The organism is Halopelagius longus (genome assembly GCF_900100875.1).
In the GTDB taxonomy this organism is placed as follows: Archaea; Halobacteriota; Halobacteria; order Halobacteriales; family Haloferacaceae; genus Halopelagius; species Halopelagius longus.
In genome coordinates, this window is record NZ_FNKQ01000006.1 from 22049 (window position 1) to 37113 (window position 15065).

The 15065-nt window shown below is 63.0% G+C and carries 12 protein-coding genes and 2 pseudogenes; 4 read left to right on the top strand and 10 right to left on the bottom strand.

The window, feature by feature from the left end; all coding sequences use genetic code 11:
- Positions 1-153 precede the first annotated feature (153 nt).
- Positions 154-1407: an orc1/cdc6 family replication initiation protein gene (locus tag BLS11_RS17705; RefSeq protein ID WP_092539136.1), complete on the bottom strand. Its 1254-nt coding sequence runs from the start codon at positions 1405-1407 to the stop codon at positions 154-156.
- 1330 nt (positions 1408-2737) lie between these two features.
- Between BLS11_RS17705 and BLS11_RS17710 the strand changes: the two genes are divergently transcribed.
- The 3 genes from BLS11_RS17710 (at position 2738) to BLS11_RS17720 (ending at position 6242) form a co-directional block, all read left to right on the top strand.
- The gene (locus BLS11_RS17710) at positions 2738-3157 is read left to right on the top strand and encodes a helix-turn-helix domain-containing protein (protein ID WP_092539266.1); all 420 of its coding nucleotides are present in this window, start codon (positions 2738-2740) and stop codon (positions 3155-3157) included.
- Positions 3158-3391: 234 nt separating this feature from the next.
- A complete protein-coding gene (gene rdfA, locus BLS11_RS17715) occupies positions 3392-4168 on the top strand; it encodes a rod-determining factor RdfA (protein ID WP_394327407.1) in 777 nt (258 codons plus the stop codon).
- Positions 4169-4292: 124 nt separating this feature from the next.
- Complete coding sequence (locus tag BLS11_RS17720; protein WP_092539137.1) at positions 4293-6242, top strand: archaea-specific SMC-related protein; 1950 nt, start codon at positions 4293-4295, stop codon at positions 6240-6242.
- A gap of 77 nt (positions 6243-6319) precedes the next feature.
- On the opposite strand, the pseudogene BLS11_RS20045 reads toward BLS11_RS17720, so the two are convergent.
- The 6 genes and pseudogenes from BLS11_RS20045 to BLS11_RS17750 all read right to left on the bottom strand — a co-directional run.
- A pseudogene (locus BLS11_RS20045) lies at positions 6320-6523 on the bottom strand (family 4 glycosyl hydrolase); the annotation flags it as partial.
- 471 nt (positions 6524-6994) lie between these two features.
- Positions 6995-8293, bottom strand: coding sequence for an AI-2E family transporter (locus BLS11_RS17730; RefSeq protein WP_139172822.1), 1299 nt, complete (start codon positions 8291-8293; stop codon positions 6995-6997).
- Between the two features lie 175 nt (positions 8294-8468).
- Positions 8469-9185, bottom strand: a complete 717-nt coding sequence (locus tag BLS11_RS17735) for an NTP transferase domain-containing protein (RefSeq protein WP_092539140.1) — start codon at positions 9183-9185, stop codon at positions 8469-8471.
- Positions 9173-10156, bottom strand: a complete 984-nt coding sequence (locus BLS11_RS17740) for a CDP-glycerol glycerophosphotransferase family protein (RefSeq protein WP_092539141.1) — start codon at positions 10154-10156, stop codon at positions 9173-9175. Before BLS11_RS17740 ends, BLS11_RS17735 begins: the two co-directional genes overlap by 13 nt.
- A 149-nt stretch (positions 10157-10305) precedes the next feature.
- Entirely contained in the window at positions 10306-11193 is an 888-nt protein-coding gene (locus BLS11_RS17745) for an endonuclease/exonuclease/phosphatase family protein (protein ID WP_092539142.1), read from the bottom strand.
- A 94-nt stretch (positions 11194-11287) separates the two neighbouring features.
- Positions 11288-11569, bottom strand: coding sequence for a hypothetical protein (locus BLS11_RS17750; RefSeq protein WP_092539143.1), 282 nt, complete (start codon positions 11567-11569; stop codon positions 11288-11290).
- A 221-nt stretch (positions 11570-11790) separates the two neighbouring features.
- On the opposite strand from BLS11_RS17750, the gene BLS11_RS17755 reads away from it, so the two are divergent.
- Positions 11791-12375, top strand: a complete 585-nt coding sequence (locus BLS11_RS17755; protein ID WP_092539144.1) for a hypothetical protein — start codon at positions 11791-11793, stop codon at positions 12373-12375.
- A gap of 122 nt (positions 12376-12497) precedes the next feature.
- Here BLS11_RS17755 and BLS11_RS17760 read toward each other — a convergent pair whose 3' ends face one another.
- The 3 genes and pseudogenes from BLS11_RS17760 to BLS11_RS17770 all read right to left on the bottom strand — a co-directional run bounded on the left by BLS11_RS17760 (position 12498) and on the right by BLS11_RS17770 (position 15029).
- The gene (locus tag BLS11_RS17760) at positions 12498-13328 is read right to left on the bottom strand and encodes a CPBP family intramembrane glutamic endopeptidase (protein WP_092539145.1); all 831 of its coding nucleotides are present in this window, start codon (positions 13326-13328) and stop codon (positions 12498-12500) included.
- A gap of 259 nt (positions 13329-13587) precedes the next feature.
- Positions 13588-13743 (bottom strand): annotated as a pseudogene (locus BLS11_RS17765) (anion transporter); the annotation flags it as partial.
- Positions 13744-13841: 98 nt separating this feature from the next.
- Complete coding sequence (locus BLS11_RS17770; protein WP_092539147.1) at positions 13842-15029, bottom strand: hypothetical protein; 1188 nt, start codon at positions 15027-15029, stop codon at positions 13842-13844.
- Positions 15030-15065: the final 36 nt, after the last annotated feature.

The window sequence follows — 15065 nt, forward strand, 5'->3', positions numbered from 1 at the left end:
CTCTGACATTTATATGGTCCATAACAGCGGACGCGGTGGTGTTCCTTCGCCGGAACAGATACGTTCGAACACCACAATGTCCGAAGTAACTCTTACAGAGAAGGACTAGCACACGGAGTTTACTGAAGAAGCGTCGCCGCGGGGAACTGACGGTCAGGCGCTTCCGAAGTCGTTGAGCGTCGTCATCTCCTCGTCGCCTTCGACGTATGGTGCGACGGAGTCGTGGAGGCCGACGAGTTCTATCGTCTCCGCCATCGCCGAGAGGATGAGCTCGACGTCCATGTCGAGTGCGTACTCCCGGTACGTCCCACCGCGTCGCCCCTCGTTTCGTTCGGTCACCGAGACGATGCCGAGCATCGCGAGTTCGCTCAGGTGGTCGCGCATCCGGCGCGGAACGAGGGGGTCGCGGTTCGCCAGTTCCGCGAATCGGGTGTACCGCGGCCGAACGTCGCGGGAGCGAATCGGCGTCTCCCCCTCCAAATCGAGCGTCAACAGCGCGTACAGAACGAGGTGGCCGTGTTCGGTGAGACCGTTGATACCCTCCTTGATTCGCCCTCGTTCGAGCGCGCGGCGTCCGCGACGGACGTGTTCCTCGGTGATGCTGTCGGTCTGTTCGTCGCGGGCGAGGTCACCCGCCTTCATCAGGAGGTCGATGGACTGTCGGGCGTCGCCCGCGTCTTTCGCCCCGTACGCGGCGCACAGCGGGATGACTTCCTCGCTGAGGACGCCCTCGTGGAACGCGACTTCCGCACGCTGTTCGAGGATGGCGCGGAGGTTCTCCGCGTTGTACGCCGGAAAGTGAATCTCCTGTTCGCAGAGCGAGCTTTTGACCTTCGGCGAGAGATCGTCGCGGAACGAGAAGTCGTTCGAGATGCCGATGAGACCGATTTTCGCCTCCGAGAGGTTTCCGTTGGCGCGGGCGCGCGGGAGTTGATAGAGGATACTGTCGTCGTTGACGTGGTCTATCTCGTCGAGGACGACGAGGATGGTTCCGCCGCACTTGTCGAGTTCCTCCCAGAGCATCTCGTAGACGGAGGCGAGGGGATACCCGGTCGTCGAAATCTGGTTCGATTCCGAGCGGAGGGTGTTGACGAGGCGGGTGGCTATCTGGTACGAACTCGTCAGTCCGTCGCAGTTCAGTAAGATGACGGTGAGGTCCAAGTCGTCGTACTGCGCCGCGTCCTCGCGGAGATGAGAGAGGAGATACTTCGTCGCCGCCGTCTTTCCGACGCCTGTCTTCCCGTAGAGAAACACGTTGTTCGGCTGTTCGCCGTTGATCACGGGCTGAAACGCCGCCTGATAGGTCTGCAACTCCTCGTCGCGCCCCACGAGTTGCTCCGGCTGGTAATCCTCCCGGAGAGCATCACGGTCCCGATAGATATCCGTGTCTCGCTCGAACAGCGCCATACCGTCTCAATTTCGCACCGCGATAATAAAACCACCGTGTCCGGAGTGTCCGCTGTTCTCCGAGTATATAAATGATCGGTGGGACACACCCCCTCCACCATGTCCGCTGTTCTGCCGTTCAAGGGTGGGGGTGGGGGGAGGACAGTACGGCGGAGTATTATACACCAGTGGCTTTATGTAACAGTAGCACGAGTTAGTCCGTAATCCAATTTATGCGGTTGCGGAACGGAACAGTGAGCGTAAGGAAACGAGACAATGCGGCAAGCGAGGAGCCCTAAGGACGGGAAACACCGAATTGGAAAATTCGAATGTTCAGCGAAGGACGTCGCGCCCGAGAGCCCCATCGGCGCTACCTCGGCGGAGTAGGCACCGGCCTCACGCCGGAAGCGAGTTTTCGTCTCCCCACCACCCGCCTCTCTCCCCCGGAACAGCGGACACGGTGGTGTGGGTGTGTCGTAGTCTCGGTTCCTCTCGGAGAGCGACGTTCCCCGCAAAACCACCGAAAAGGCGATTTCGAGAGTTACAACCGCTGTATCGGTAGTTCTACCCGCCAATCGACGAGAGTACCCACGCAGACGCGCAGCGAAACGGTCCGGGGGAACTCGCGCCTTCTCAGCTGGGGGGTCCCCCGTTCGAGGCAGAACAGCGGACAAAGTGGAGGGGGTGTGTTCGGACGACTCCGAACGCGGACAGGGCTCGACCGGCATCCAGAACAGCGGACACGGTGGTGTGTGGTCGATCCGAACGACATTCTCGGCGCCGAGATCATCTTCCCAGCTCGGATAAACGACCTCTCGTCGGACGGGAGACCAACTCGAACGGACCTGCGCTTCGAGGAGAGAGTGTCCGAACGATAATCGCCGAAAACAGCGGACACGGTGGTGTCTTTGAGCCGGTGACAGTGTTCACCGTACTGCGTGTAAAAACCGACCACCGCCTCTGTGAACGGGATGTCCTACCGAACCACACCGACGTGTCCGCCGTAACCCTTCGAGAGAGTGACCGTCTCGCCAGTCGCTTTCTCAGTCGAACGGGAGGAGGTCATCACTCTCTCGTCCGTCTCCTCGTCGTCCGAGAGACGGACGACACCACTTCGTCCGGAGTTTCCGGCGAGGATTCATCCCCCAGTCGGCCACGAGGAGTCACCCGAACGGCGGGTACGAGTCGATACGAGAGCCGTTCCGTGGGGCCGTTCGGCGAAAACCGACGAGTGCGAACCGGCGGTACGGAATCGTCTCGTCGTTCGGGTGGGCCTTGAGATACGACGCGAGCGCGAAACTAAGATGATAGAAGTGATTAGACTTATCCGACGCGGCGTCGAATGGCGTTCATGGGGAAACTGGACGGCGTCGATCCGGACGACCTTCGTCAGTCACTCTCGGATGCGGACTCCGCGAAGGCCGCCAAACGACTCGTCGTTGCGCTCGATTACCTCGACGACGTTCCGGTCTCGACGCTCTCGAAACGCTACGGCATCCCTCGTTCGACGCTGTACTACTGGTTGGACCGATTCGAGGAGGAGTCCATCGACGAGGCGGTGACGGACGAGGACCGACCCGGACGGCCGCGGAAACTGGACGACGACGACAGACGTCGACTCCGCGATCATCTCCGCGAAGAACCGAACGCCCACGGAATCGACGCGGCGGAGTGGACGCCCGAACTCGTGCAGGAACACATCGAACGGACGTTCGACGTCTCCTACTCCCTCGGTCACGTCCGGCGTCTCCTCCGCGAACTCGACGTCTGAGCCCTCGTTACTGCCAGACACGGCGATTCCGGTCGCCCTCGTCCGTCGTCGGTCAGTCACCCTCGTCCATCGTCGGTCAGTTGCCCTCGTCCGTCGTCGGTCAGTCGCCCTCGTCCGCCACCGTTCGGTCGTCTACTTCTCGTCAGACCATCGTCTGCACTCGTCGTCAGACCACCGTCGTCTCGTCGCGGACGGAAACGTATATACCGAGTCGAACGCTAATTTAAACTGTGAATGAGTACTGAAGGGAATAATTCGTCCACCACCGGTCGGGGGAGCAAGGTTGGACGTCTCATCGGGGAGTACGGACTCGAAGGGGAGGGCGAACGCCTCGAAGCGTACTGGACGACCGACGGCGAGGACAGGCGGAGTCTCCGCGAACTGGCGGACTACTTCAACCGTCGCCTCCTCCGCGCGGCGATGGAGGCGGCGGGGATGAATCCGCTCGACGGCGAAGTCGAGAACACCTACCGTCTGTTGACCGACGACGACGTGAGTCGCGGGATGCAGACGCAAGCGCGTCAGACCCTCGAACGCGAGGGAGTCGACGTCGAATCGCTCCGGTCGGACTTCGTCTCTCATCAAGCGATTCACACCTACCTCACGAAATACCGCGACGCGAGTCGCGAAGAACAAGCGGACGTCGACCGAGTCGAGAAGGGCTTAGAGACGATTCAGCGTCTCCGCAGTCGGACCTCGGCCGTCTCGGAGAACATCGTGGAGAACCTCGCGGGGACCGAGCGAATAGACCTCGGCGACTTCGAGGTTCTCGTGGACGTCCGCGTGTTCTGCCGCGACTGCGGCACGCAGTACGACGTGCAGGAACTCCTCAACCGAGGAGGGTGCGAATGCGGCGGTGACATCGTGGCGGACGCAGACGCGGACACGGATACAGCCACGAACACGGATACAGCCACGAACACGGATACAGCCACGAACACGGATACAGCGGCGAACCCGGATACAGCGGCGAACCCGGATACAGACGCGGACGAGTACGCGAACGAATAACCCGATTTTTCCGTTGCCACCGATGCGCTCTTTCACTGTTACAGCGCCCATTACACCCTTATACCTGTAACAGCGCGAGACGAAACAGATGAAGTATTATATACGCGCCCTCTGATTGTCGCGTATGAGTTCCGCGCAGTCCACAGAAAAGACCGCTCGGCTTCACGTCGAGAATATCGGCGGCATATCCGAAACGACGGTCGAACTCGAACCCGGCGTCACGGCGCTGTCGGGTCGAAACGCGACAAACAGAACGTCTCTGCTGCAAGCGATAATGGCCGCTCTCGGGAGCGACCGCGCGTCGCTGAAAGGCGACGCCAAGGAGGGGTCCGTCACGCTCACCATCGGCGACCGAACGTACTCGCGGACGCTGAAGCGCCGCGGCGACACCGTCGTCACGGAGGGCGACCCGTACCTCGAAGATTCGACGCTCGCGGACCTCTTTGCGTTCCTGTTGGAGACGAACGAGGCGCGACAAGCCGTCGCCCGGGGCGACGACCTCCGGGAACTCATCATGCGGCCCATCGACACCGACGCGATTCAGGCCGAGGTCGAACAACTGGAGACGGAGAAACGACAGCTCGACCGAAAGATAGACGACCTCGATTCGCTCGACGGCCGCCTCCCCGAACTCGAACAGCGCCGAACCGAACTGAAGTCCCAGATTCAGGAGAAGCGCGACGAACTGGAGGAGAAAGAGCGGGAAATCGAGGAGGCCGACGCCAACATCGAGCAGTCCCGCGAGGACCGAGCCGAACTCGAGGACAAGCTCGACGAACTGAAGAGCGCGCGGTCGGACCTCGAAGACGTTCGGTACGACCTCGACGCGGAGGCCGAGAGCATCGAAGCCCTCGAAGACGAACAGGAAGAACTGCGGGAGGAGCGAGCCGAGATTCCCGACGAACTCGACGACGGCACCGCCATCCAGTCGGAGATTTCCGACCTCCGCGACCGGATGCAGACGCTCGATTCGACCGTCAACGAGCTCCAGACGGTCATCCAGTTCAACGAGGACATGTTGGAGGGGACGAGCGCGGACGTCGCCGAGGCGCTTCGCGACGGGCAGGAACACGACCACGGGTCCGTCACGGACGCACTCGTGGAGTCCGACACCGTCGTCTGCTGGACGTGCGGGACGAACGTCGAGACGTCGCAGATCGAGGCGACCATCGATCGCCTGCGCGACCTGCGACGCGAGAAGCTCGACCGCAGAAACGACGTGCGCTCGCGAATCGACGAACTGGAGGACGAACGCGCCGAACTGGACTCGATGCGGCGACGGCGCGAGAAGCTCGACGACCGAATCGCGAGCATCGAGGACGAACTCGACCGGCGGCAGAACCGCCGCGAGGAACTGAAGTCCCGCCGGACGGAGCTCTCGGAGAGCATCGAGGACCTCGAGAGCGAAGTCGAGGAACTCGAAGAACGCGACTACGGCGACGTGCTCGAACTGCACCGCGAGGCGAACCAGTTGGAGTTCGAAATCGGCCGCCTGGAGAGCGAAGTCGAGGACGTCGAATCGGAGATGGAGGAGGTCGAATCGCGCCTCGACGAACGCGACGACCTCGAAGAACGCCGCGAGGAGATTTCGGAACAGCTCGGCGAGCTCCGCACCCGCATCGAACGCATCGAACGCGAGGCCATCGAGCAGTTCAACACCCACATGGAGACGGTCCTCGACATCCTCGACTACGCCAACCTCGATCGCATCTGGATCGAACGGACCGAAAAGACCGTCCGCGAGGGCCGGCGGAAGGTCGATAAGTCCGTCTTCGACATGCACATCATCCGCAGTTCCGAGAGCGGTGCGTCCTACGAGGACACCATCGACCACCTCTCGGAGAGCGAACGCGAAGTGACCGGACTCGTGTTCGCCCTCGCGGGCTACCTCGTCCACGACGTGCACGAGACGGTGCCGTTCATGCTGTTGGACTCGCTGGAAGCCATCGACTCAGAGCGCATCGCACAACTCATCGACTACATCAGCGACCACGCCGACTACACCGTCGCCGCCCTCCTTCCCGAGGACGCCGCGGCGGTCAGCGACCAGTACGAACGCGTCACGGAAATCTGAGCGGTCGCGCTCGATTCGCCTTCGTTTTCGTCGGACTCGGTCCGTCCTCCTTTTCGTCGGCCCGATTCGCCCCTGTTTAACGTCGGAATCGTACGCAGGCCGCGGAAGATGTCGTCCGGGCTGGCGGTGTCGCCGATGGTCTGTTCGACGCCGTAGCGTTCCGGGATTCGGATCTCGTTTTCGAACGGCTCGCGCCCGCCGACGGTGATGACGCTCAGGACGCAATCTGCCCCGCCGAGTGCCTCCCGCCGGTCGGTGGGTGCGGTGACGGCGGCGTCGAGGCCGCGGGCCGAAGACGAACGGGAACCGGTACCGAATCGGCGCTTCCGAACGAAATAGATTGGATAATCGTCTCGCCCGACGTCCGCCCCGTCCCCGATGTCGGCGTCGGTTCGGGGGACGCGACGAAAACCGTTCGATCGCACCGCTCGGGCGGACATCGATTCGGAGAAAATGCGTGGGACCGGGTAAACGACCACTTTGACGAGGTACGCCCGATCGAGGTGATTCGAGACGGTGACGAGAACGCCGAACCGCCTTCCGGCGACTCTCGCGTCTCGAATGCGGCCGTACCGCCTCTATTCTCACGATAACGGAACTCAGACGGGGTTTACATCGTTCAGGTCGTGCAGTCTCCCGGTTCGGTTCGCTCGGACGACGACTCCGCGGCGATGTCATCTCTATTTCTAATGAAGTTCACGTATAGATGACCAAATAATTTCGAGCGCGGCGGTCGCTGCTCGCTCGCGGAGTCACCCCGTCTCTCGGTGGTCCGTGTCGGTGGCGTCCGGCCCGCCCGTCGAGTCCGCGGACGACTCGCGTTCGCCGGCGTCCGACGCGGGTTCCGCCGCTTCCGACCGTTCGGACTCGTCGGTTTCGGCGAGTGAGTCGGCGTCCGTCACCGGGCGGTCGGGGTTGATTAGCCACGGGAAGACGATGCGCGCGAACTCGAAGACGACGACGAGGACGAACGGTCCGAGGAAGATGCCGTACCAGCCGAAAAGCAGAGGACCGAGCGTGTACGCTATCATCACCGCGCCGACGTGGAGCGACCGACCCGAGACGTACGGGCGGAGCAGTTGGTCGGGGATGTAGTCGACGACGACGACGGAGACGCCGATGAACACCGCGGGGAACCACAGCGTCCCCGGGTCGACGAACAGCGACAGTCCGACGAGGTACAAGCCGACGGGGACCCAGATGAGTTTGATTCCGATGACCGGGATTAGACTCGCCGCGCCGGCGAGTAGTCCGATGAGGGCCGCCTCGGGGATTGCAACGCCCTCGGGGGAGAAGACGTTCAACAGGGTGTACGTCACCGCCCCGAGGAGGCCCGTAAAGAGCGCGTTGAGGATGTTCCCGAAGTAGACGTTCTTCAGGTCGCGGTCCACCGCGAGGAGGTACGTGTCCACGACACCGCCCTCCTCGATGACGGTGTCCCGCGCCCAGTCGGCGATTCGGTGGCCGTCTCGGAGGAGGTAGAAGACGATGACGAGGGCGATGAACATGTGGAGCGCGCCGTTGAGCAGGATGATGGCCGACGTGCTCAGCACGTCCACCACGTTCGTCGTGATGTTCCCGAGGTTCAGTTGGTTCAACTGACCCGGGTTGGCGATAACCTGCTCCGCCGTCGTCTGCAGTCCCTCCACCGACGCTTCGATGTCGAAGTAGGGGGCCAGCGCGTCCTCCAGTTGGCCGAGCGTACCCTCGCTTCCGAAGTCCTGGAGTGCTCGGACTGCGACGATGAGCGTCCACCCGATGAGAACCATGACCGGCAGGGCGACGAGCAACAGCGATGCGGCCACCGCGGCCGTCCGCGAGGACGTGCGGTGGAGCATCCGGTGGAACACCGGCCGAGTGACGTAGTAGGCGAACAGGCCGAGGATGACCGTCCCGACGTACGTCCAGGAGAGGTACAGCAGCACCATCAACAGGAACAACGCGAGTACCCACAACGCGACGCGCCCGCGACGGAACTCCACTACGTCGAAGACGGTACTACCACGCTCTCGAAGCCCGGTCGGCCGGTCTGAGTCGGTTTCGTCTGTCACGTTTGTATCTCGCCTCGAAAAAACCGCGAACGTACCCGAATTACGTCCTCAGTTGACATAATTCTACTCGCAGAAAATTCGTACTATAAACGATACTGATAGGTTCGACGAGGGAGACGAGAAGTAGCGACGGGCCGTCTCGTACCGCGGTGCGGCGTCGAGGGTTCGCGTCCGGTTACAGCGAACTGTCCCGTCGGGTCTGGGAGGGGGTCGGTTCGGTCTCGCGCGGCGAATCGAGCGGCAATCGTTCCTTCGCCGCCTGTTTGTCCGCCGGGCGGTTGATTTCGAGGTGGCTGTCGGCGGGGATGCGGACGCCCCGCGTCTCGATTTCCTCGTACACCGTCGGGTACCACTCGTAGCGGTTGTTCCGCAGGTGTTCGACCGCCGCGTCGAGGTGGTCTTCGTCTATGATGCCGAGTCCGGCGTGGCGGTGGCCGGGAATCTTCCCGTAGGCGACCACTCGCCCGTCGTCGTCCAGTTGGACGGCGGTGTGTTCCGTCTGCGTGCCCGGCAGACAGGCGACGACGCTCCGGTCGTCAGCCCGTTCGTGGGCGCGGCACACCTTCGAGATGGCGTCTCGCGTGACCACCACGTCGCCGTTGAGGACGAGCACGTCGTCGTCGATTTCGCGGAGCGCTCGGTGAAGCGACTCGGAGTTCTCGTACTCGTCCCACCCTTCGACGACGACGGTTCGACGCGGCGAGAACCGGCTTTCGACCGCCTCGTGGCGGTAGCCGAGGACGACGGTGACGGCGTCGACGTGGGGTTCTATCGACTCCTTCTGGTACTCGTAGAGGATGCGGTCGCCGACCTCCATGAACGTCTTCGGAACCTCCTCGGTGTGGTGGCCCATCCGGCCGCCGTCGCCGGCCGAGAGAATTACTGCGTGCATGCGGTCACCTCCGTCGCGACGCGTTCGCCCGCCCGCCCGTCCATCGGGATTCCCAACTCGTCGCGGAACGACTCCTGTCGCCGCAGAACGTCATCGGGCAGTCCGTTCTCGTACAGTTCGTCCACCGTCTCGACGTCGAGGCGGCGGGTCTGGTAGCCGAGTTTCGGAACCTCGGCGTCGGCCGCAAGCGTCGTGAACTGCACGAACGGGCGGTCGGTGTGCAACCACTCGGTGACGATGCCGGAGTAGTCCGACAGCAGAACGTCGGAATCGAGGAGGCTCTCCGTCGGCGTCTCGTTGCGGTCGAAGACTGCGTTCGGCATCTCCTCGATTCGCTCCTTGCACCGGTCGGTCACCGACCGACCGGGTTCCTCCGTTCGGTCCATCGGGTGCGGTCGGAAACGAAGGTGGAAGTCGGTGCCCTCGAAGACGTCGAGGACGTGTTCCGCGGTGTCGAGGTAGCTCCCGCCGCCGTAGTTGTGGTTCGTCGGGGCGTAGAGGACGCGCCGTCGTCGCGGCGGGTCGGCGTTCACGAGTCGGTCCGCCTCGGGGATGCCGACGACTTCCACGCGCGTGTCGTCGGAGAACCCCTCCCGGTACCGGTCCGCCCACCACGTCCCCGGGGCCAACGCGGCGTCGATGTGATCTTTGAGGCGCGAGACGGTCGTCTCGACTTCGTCTCTTCCGTACGACGCTCCGTGTCGAACGTGGACGACGGGGTACTCGTCCTCGTAGCGGAACTCGCCCGCGCGGAAGGTGTGGTTGCGGACGACGACGTCCGGGTCCACGTCGAAGACGTTCTCGTCGACCGCTTCGACGTCGTCGACGTTCACCTCGCGTAGTTCGTCCGAGCATCCCCGCGCTTCCGGTGCGAGAGGGAGGTACGCGGAGGGGACATCGACGTGCCCGTCCACCGCCTCGAACGTTTTCTTCATGAACTCTCTGTCGAACGTGTAGAGGATGGAAACCATACTATCACCTGTTGGGGATTTTCTGCCGAAATAACGGCTCTCACCGCCTTCTCGGCCTGAAATTCGGCGCTTATGCTATGCGTTCCCCAACCACGTTAACCTTCTACCAGTATTTACAACGTCGTGGGGAGAGAGTCCGCCGCCGTCGGCTATTCGACGTCTTTCGACGGAACTCGTACGGACTCTGTAATCGAATCCGTGCGGTAAAACGTCGATTGGCTACGTGTTTTGGTCTCCCCCTCGGCGGTGTGCGTCGGGAACGAGAGGTTCACGACGATGGGCAGGTGGTCGGAGGGGTACTGTCCGTTCCGATAACTGTCCGAACAGACCCCGTGGAGGTTGACGACTACGTCGCTGGTCACGAACACGTGGTCTATCTTCTTGTCCGGGACGAGGTTCTGGAAGTCCGTCATCGTCGTCGTCGGACCGTGGTGCGGCGTCCGCGAGGCGAACATCGCGTCGCGGAGCGTTCTCCCCTCGCACGCCTGCGTGCGCTTCGTCAGGTGTTGGTACGGCGGCGACGACTGCCGGCAGTTGAAGTCTCCCGTCACGACGACGGGTTCGTTCGGGGCCAGTTCGTCGATGCGGCGTTGGAGGAGTTTCGCGCCCTTCAGTCGGGACGTCTCCCCCTCGTGGTCGAAGTGCGTGTTGAAGTGGTACAGCTCGATTCCGGTCTGTCGCTCGCGGAGTTTGGCGTACCGGACCAAACGCGGGAAGCGAGCGTCCCAGCCGACGCTCCCCACGTCGTCGGGTTCCTCCGACAGCCAGAACGTGGACGATTCTTCGAGATTAAAGCGCTGCTTATCGAAGCCGATGGCGGCGTACTCCCCCGCGTTCTCCGCCTTCGCCCGGCCGGCGCTGAGCCACTCGTACGAGGGAAGTCGCTCGCGCAAGTCCTGTAGCTGGTCGTGAAGCGCTTCTTGGAGTCCGACGATATCAGGTCGATGAAATCGAATCACGCCCGCCACGTTGTCTCGGCGGATTCGCCACGCGTACCTCCCGTCGTTCGGGTTGTCGTATCGGATGTTGTACGACATTACGGTGATGGGCCGCGGCATTAGGGTATCTAGCTGTACTGTCTGCGCCCCAGCCTACTTAACGATAGAGTTCTGTCCTCGTTCCCACGATTAATTAACTGTAAAGCTCCGCTGCGATGCTCGATTCGTGTCCGTCTACCAACTCGATCACCTCTTCGACGTCGTTCTGCGAGAGGTTGGGGTTGCCGGAGGTCCAACTCTTCAGCATCGAGAGCCGACCGATGAGGTAGCCGTGAACCCAGAACCGCCCGCGGTCGGTGAGTTCGTCCCGCGACGCGACCAGACGCTCGTTCGGTTCGCTCCTCATTCCGCTCGCGATGCTCACCGCCAACGTCTCGACCATCTCCTCGAGGAAGAGGCGTTCGTGTGCGTCCATACCTCTACTTAGTGGTATTGATACCAATAGTTTTGACGGGGATAACGACCGAAAATAACAGCGAGGGTGACTCTTTCCCCCCGGCGAACGTCGGTTTCGGAATCACGAACCGCGTCGGCATCCCTCTCGGTACGAGGGGTCACGTTCGCCCCTCTCTTCGCCGTTCGTCTCTCCGAATCGGCGAACCTATATCCGTCCTCGCGTTTCTTCGACCGAGAGCGATGCGCGAAGACGAGTTGGCGACGCGGGTGGTCGAACACTTCGAGGCGGCCTTCGAACGGTCGGCGGTGCGCCTCGAAGAACCGTACGACCACTACGGAAATCGGGGTTCGGTGGACGTGTACGCGCGCGTCCGGACGCCCGCGCGAGTCGATTACCTCGTCGAACTCAAAGCCGACCCGGCGGTTCGCATCGCCGGCGGTGCCAACGAGATTCTCCGCCAGTACCGGCGCATGGAGCGGTACTTCTACAAGGACGACGAGCACTCCATCGGGCCGAAACTGGCTCGTAACGGGCCGGGAGCCCACTTTCTGCTGTTGTTCGCGCCCACGAAGTCCTGCGTCGAACACGTGAACGAACACCGGACGCTGTACGGGAGCGTTGAGGAGGACGCCGCGATAGACGGCGTCCCTGCCGTCCGGAAAGTCGCCTTCCTGACGAACCTCGACGCGGCGAACCGAGGGGAACTCGGCTTCCTCTCGGTGAACGGCGACGTGCCCTTCGGATCCGAGACGTTCCGGCGGGCGGTCCCGTCCGACTCCAGACTCGCGTCGGCCCTCGACGCCGCCGACGGGGTGGAGTTCTGACCGCTCACACCGTCGAGAACGTAGCGATGCACCCCGAGTGAGTTGGACGCTAGACGTTCGAGCGCGTTCCCGACGCCTTCGGATGCTTGCAGTTAGTCCGGTTCTCGAACGACCCCTCGGCGCTATCGGGACCCGAGGCGGTCCGGCAACGACCCGCTTCTGGTGAGCGTCTCCGACCCGGCGTACCAAACGATGACGACTGCGACGGCGAGCGTGAACAGCGCACTCGCGCTCAGTGGCGATGTCGCTAGCAGGGGCGGTGTCTCCCCGGTCACGGTGAGGAAGCCGGGCATATTGCCCGCCGCATGGGTGACCATCACCACTGGCAACGCGCCTCCGGTCTTGTTGTAGAGCCACCCCAAGAGGACCGACTTTGCGGCCATCAACACGGTGTAGTTGATAGGGTCGGCGAACGACCCGAGACTCATTACCATCAGGGGGACGTGCCACGCCACCCAGACGAGCCCGACGCCGACGCTCACAAGCGCAGCGTCGTACCGCCGCTGGAGTCGCGCCTGAGCGAACCCGCGCCAGCCGAACTCTTCGAGAGCACCGGCGACCAGAAGCGTCACGAGAAAGTTGAACAGCGCGCTGTAGAGCTGCCACCCGCCGAGCGCGACGGTCACGTCTGAGCCCAGCAGGAACGCCGCGATAGCGCCCGCGTCGTCCCCCACCATCACTAACGCGACACCGAGCAGGTACCAGCGGACGCCGACTCGCCAGTTGCGGACCTGTCCGACCCACTTCCGGACGGACTCGCCGCGCAACCGTAGCGTCACCGCGCCGCCGACCAGCGGTCCCCACGCGAACGGCACCGCGAAGAGATAGAACACGTCGCCGCGGGTCAGCGCGTACAGCAGTCCGGCGACTCCCCACGAGTACCCGAACGCGACGGCGAAGAACGTCGCGACCGGGTGGTCCTCGGCGGACCGTTCGAGTACGGCGGGAACCATCTCACCTCACTCCGTCGAACCGCCGGCGGGTCTGTCGTCCGCGGACGCCGTCGAACCGCGCCCCCGAGACCGCCGCACCGGCGTCGTACTGTCCCGTACGGGCTGGAGCGGTACCATCTCCCATCTGTCGTCTTCACATCAACCAGAATACATATGGTGTTTTCCCCTCTTCCAGTACCGTCGGGAGGACTCGTCCGTCCACTGTCGGAACATCTCCTCCGAAACCGGGGGACTTCGACTCGGTAACGACACGAGTCGGTCACCAGAGGAGGTGCGGCCAGACGAACTCGAAGAGGCCCCAAATCAGCGCCGTCAGCACGCCCGTCATCAGGACGTTGAGAATCGTCCCGGCCCGCAACATGTGGCTCTGCTTGATGTACCCGCTCCCGAAGACGATGGCGTTCGGCGGCGTAGAGGTCTCAGGACCCGCCGTCGGGACTGGGATAGCGCGCGGGTTCCGCTTTCGAGGTTTGTTTCGCACGTCCTTCGTCTCCGCGACTTCGCGGGTGAACGTCAGTTCGCGTCCGAAAGCACCCGATTCGACAGTTCGTCTGCGAGTCGCGACCCGGACACCTCCGGCGGAACGGAGACGACGTACGTCTCGGCGTCGGCCAACGCCCGCCGGTATATCTGGTCGGACCGTTCGGCGACCGTTCGTGGGTCCGGCCAACGCGTCGGCGCCGCGGCGTGAACCGCCCGCATCTCGCCGGTGAACGGTTCGAGTTCCGACATCACCGTGGATGCACCGCGTTCCGCGATATCGTCGGGAGTCGTCCATTCGACGCCGATTGTCTCGCGGTCCTCGACGACCAGATTGACGACGGTCGCCACCGGACTCTCCGAGAGGTGGCCGACGTCCGCCGAGTGGCCGTCGAGTACCGACGGGAGGACGTTCCGGCGGACGGCCGTCGGTCCGCCGATTCGCTCTCGAACCCGCCACTGCCCTCGGTCGAGGAGTCCTCGCCCGTTCATCACCTCGTCGTAGGTCGCCTCCCCGTCGGCTATCGACCGGGGAGACGCCCGCATTCGTTTCCGGTACGGCGACGCGGTTCCGTCCTCGGAGACGAGTACGAGGTCGTCACCCAACAGGTCGTATCCGTGCTCGCGGACGAGTTCCCCGCTCACGTCCGACTTTCCGACGCCGCTCCATCCCGAAAAGAGGGCGGCGTCGCCGTCTCGAACGACGCCGCTGGCGTGAAGCAGTCCGCTCCCGCGAGCGAGTAACCGTTGGTGGAGGACCGCTTCGACGATATCGTCCACGAGTTTGACTGCGACGACTTCGGGCCGACTCGCGTAGTTTTTGTCGTAACTCCGGACGAGTTGTCGCAGCATCCGGTGGTCCGAATCGACCACCCGGTCGTCGTAGAATACGGTCACCTCGACCGGCTCTCGGAGCGGATTCCCCCGAATTCTCGCTTGATGGCCGGCCCGACCGATTCGTTCGAGAACCTCCCCGAACGGACCGAACGCGGCGGACCCGCCGCTCGCGTCGACGAACAGTTCGTCGCCGTCCACCCACAACCCTCCGTGTATCTCCACGCATCCGTCGGGCGGGCGGACGAATCCCGGACGGAACTCGATGGTCACGTCTGCTTCGTCGGCGTTCGTCCGATGAACGCGGTCGAACCGTTCGACCAGCGCTCGGCCGACTGTATCGTCGCCGACTGCTACGGTCGTCTCCCCGAATTCGAGTCCGTTCATATCAGTCGGTCTGATTCACAGTACGGTCACGTATAG

Bases quoted from the DNA above. Each gene is read 5' to 3' on its own strand.
- BLS11_RS17770 (WP_092539147.1), bottom strand. From the start codon at position 15,029: ATGAACGGACTCGAATTCGGGGAGACGACCGTAGCAGTCGGCGACGAT.
- BLS11_RS17755 (WP_092539144.1), top strand. From the start codon at position 11,791: ATGCGCGAAGACGAGTTGGCGACGCGGGTGGTCGAACACTTCGAGGCG.
- BLS11_RS17720 (WP_092539137.1), top strand. From the start codon at position 4,293: ATGAGTTCCGCGCAGTCCACAGAAAAGACCGCTCGGCTTCACGTCGAG.
- BLS11_RS17710 (WP_092539266.1), top strand. From the start codon at position 2,738: ATGGGGAAACTGGACGGCGTCGATCCGGACGACCTTCGTCAGTCACTC.
- BLS11_RS17750 (WP_092539143.1), bottom strand. From the start codon at position 11,569: ATGGACGCACACGAACGCCTCTTCCTCGAGGAGATGGTCGAGACGTTG.
- rdfA (WP_394327407.1), top strand. From the start codon at position 3,392: ATGAGTACTGAAGGGAATAATTCGTCCACCACCGGTCGGGGGAGCAAG.
- BLS11_RS17705 (WP_092539136.1), bottom strand. From the start codon at position 1,407: ATGGCGCTGTTCGAGCGAGACACGGATATCTATCGGGACCGTGATGCT.
- BLS11_RS17760 (WP_092539145.1), bottom strand. From the start codon at position 13,328: ATGGTTCCCGCCGTACTCGAACGGTCCGCCGAGGACCACCCGGTCGCG.
- BLS11_RS17740 (WP_092539141.1), bottom strand. From the start codon at position 10,156: ATGGTTTCCATCCTCTACACGTTCGACAGAGAGTTCATGAAGAAAACG.
- BLS11_RS17745 (WP_092539142.1), bottom strand. From the start codon at position 11,193: ATGTCGTACAACATCCGATACGACAACCCGAACGACGGGAGGTACGCG.
- BLS11_RS17735 (WP_092539140.1), bottom strand. From the start codon at position 9,185: ATGCACGCAGTAATTCTCTCGGCCGGCGACGGCGGCCGGATGGGCCAC.